The sequence below is a fragment of the Sinorhizobium sp. GQ132 genome (assembly GCF_059758575.1).
Genome location: NZ_JCAXDX010000037.1, coordinates 1 through 2,466 on the forward strand (window position 1 = coordinate 1; position 2,466 = coordinate 2,466).

Genomic DNA, 2,466 nt, shown 5'->3' on the forward strand with positions numbered 1-2,466 from the left:
AAGAGCGTATCCATCCGGTTCGCGGGCACCTTGCCCGAGATGATGCGCTCAAGCACATCGGCAAGCCAGACCTCGGGGTCAACACTATTGAGCTTTGCTGTGTTGACGAGCGATGCCAGGACGGCGAAGGACTTGCCACCGCGTTCGTTGCCCACGAACAACGAGTTCTTCCTCGTCAGAGCCACCGATTTCATTGAACGCTCGACCACATTGGAGTCCGCTTCGATCCGGCCATCCTCCAGGAAGGCTGCCAGCCCGTTCCAATGATTGAGCGCGTAGGAGACGGCCTTGCCCAGCGCCGATTTTGACGACACCTCTTCGCTCAGTTCGGTGAGCTGGACCTTCAGTTCTCGCATGATGGGTGCTGTCTCGCGACGCCGTACCGTGAGCCGGGTATCGGCACTTTCGCCGCGCAGTTTCGCCTCGATGCGATAGACCTCGGCGATCCTGGCCAGGATCGACAGCGCCTCCGAAGAGCCGGTCAGCTTGACGACATCGACGAACTTGCGTCGCGCGTGAGCAAGGCAGAACGCCAGCCGCATGGGGGCGATATTGCTCTTCCCCCGGCGCTTGGCCAAGGTTTTATAGGCCTGGTATCCATCGACCTGAAGTACGCCGGCAAACGACGACAGTTGCCCCTCGACCTCGCGAGCGCTGCGGCTTTCAGCAAAAGTATAGGCCACCGCCGGCGGCGCCGGACCATTCCATGGCCGGTCGTCGACCGCCTGCGCCCAGAGTTGACAAAGCTTGGTGCGTTTGCGCCCCGGATCGAGCCGCGGAAGCGGCGTCTCGTCACAAAACACCCTTGGCTGGGAGCGGATGAAGGCGGTAAGCGCATCGTAGAGAAGCTCGAGCCACCAGGCGACCCGCGTCACCCAGGCGCCAAGCGTGCCGCGATCGATGATCACGCCGCAGGAGGCAAGCATCTGCGCCTGGCGATGCAGCGGCAGATGCCAGGCAAACTTCGAAACGGCGATATGGGCTGCAAACGCCGTAGTCACCATGCCGCCGTCCATCACGCGCGCCGGTGCGGGCGCTTGCACAATGACGCTTTCGCAGGCCCGGCATGCATAGCGCGGCCGGATCGTCCGCTTCACCCGGACAACCGCCGGCACGATGTCGAGCGCCTCACTGACGTCCGTGCCGATGCAATGAAGCTCGAACGAGCAGCACGGGCAAATCTTGCTCTCCGGCTCGATGAGCTCTTCATACCGTGGGAGGTGCTTGGGCAAACGGCCGATGTTGCGCGACGGCGATCGCCGCTCCTGTCTTGGCCCTTCAGCCACGGGTGCAACATCGTCATTGGCCGCCTCGGGAATGTCGCTGAGGTCGCCAAGGTCGAGCGTCGCCTGCGTCGGGTCGATCGCCGTCATCTTCTCCGATTTCGGTCCAAAGAGCTGACCCTCCAGGAAGGCAACGCGCGCCTTGAGGTCGGCATTCTCCGCATCGAGCGAGAGAATGATCCGGCTCAATTGGGCGGCATCCTGAGGTAAAGGGTCGGGTCGAAGCGGCATGGCTGACCCTAGCACATGATCCTGAATCTTCAAGCAAATCCAATAAGATCAGCCCACTTTCGTCGGCCGCTTTACGACGTTCCGTTTAACCCGAGTCCAGTCGATACCGGCCAGCAAAAGCGAGAACTCTTGGCTACTCATCTGCATCGCGCCATCGCGGATCGGTGGCCAAACGAACTTGCCCGCCTCAAGCCACTTCGTCGCTAGGATCATGCCCGACCCGTCCCAATAAATGCAGCGCAGGCGATCGCACCGCTTGGCGCGGAACACAAACACGTCACCACAGTAGGGATCAGCCGAAAGCGCTGACGCCACCAGCGCAACAAGGCCATTCATGCCGCGCCGGAAGTCGACAGGCTGCGTCGCCACCATGATCTTCACGCCATTCGGCGAAAGTCCGATCACCGGCGTCCTCGCAACGCCACCACCATCGCCTGCGCCAACTCGGGCGCCACCGAGCCGATCACGGTCATGCGTGCTCCGGCAATCTCGATCTCAATTCGGCCGGAAGCAACGGAAGCGATATCCGACGACGCGCTCTGGGGAGGCGCTCGTTCTCCAACGACGGTCACCGGCACGAACATGGCCTGCTGCGCGCAGGCTTGCACGGATCGTCGAGCGGTCAGCCCGGCTTGGCGGCGCCAGACATTCAGCAAACCACGGTTGACGCCCCAGCGCCGGGCGACGGCCGAGATGTTCACGTCGGGTTCTGCGCTTTCAGCAAGGATCCGCGCCTTATCCTCGTCGGTCCAATTCCGCCGCTGTCGTCGACCGGTGATCACCTCGATCCGCCGGTAGACTCCATCATGCCTGGCTTCATCCATGGCTTCATCCATGACTCCAAGCATGGCACCAGCGCGATCTCCAACCATCCCGTTCCACTCCTGCAGATGAAGAGCTTATCTCGCGGTCTCAATCAGCAAAGAAAAGGTGGGCTGTTCGTCGCGCTCAC

Annotated in this window: 3 protein-coding genes; all 3 read right to left on the bottom strand. The window is 62.0% G+C overall.

The window, feature by feature from the left end; translation table 11 throughout:
• Positions 1–1,514, bottom strand: a 1,514-nt coding sequence (gene tnpC, locus AC6CIG_RS29570) for an IS66 family transposase (protein WP_498324372.1), incomplete at its 3' end; no start/stop codon positions are given.
• A 48-nt stretch (positions 1,515–1,562) separates the two neighbouring features.
• On the bottom strand, positions 1,563–1,919 hold the full coding sequence (gene tnpB / locus AC6CIG_RS29575) for an IS66 family insertion sequence element accessory protein TnpB (RefSeq protein WP_093041993.1): 357 nt from the start codon (positions 1,917–1,919) through the stop codon (positions 1,563–1,565).
• Positions 1,916–2,386: an IS66-like element accessory protein TnpA gene (gene tnpA / locus AC6CIG_RS29580; RefSeq protein WP_127709856.1), complete on the bottom strand. Its 471-nt coding sequence runs from the start codon at positions 2,384–2,386 to the stop codon at positions 1,916–1,918. Before tnpA ends, tnpB begins: the two co-directional genes overlap by 4 nt.
• Positions 2,387–2,466: the final 80 nt, after the last annotated feature.

Excerpts from the sequence above, each read along its gene's own strand:
- tnpA (WP_127709856.1), bottom strand. The coding sequence starts at position 2,386 with ATGGTTGGAGATCGCGCTGGTGCCATGCTTGGAGTCATGGATGAAGCC.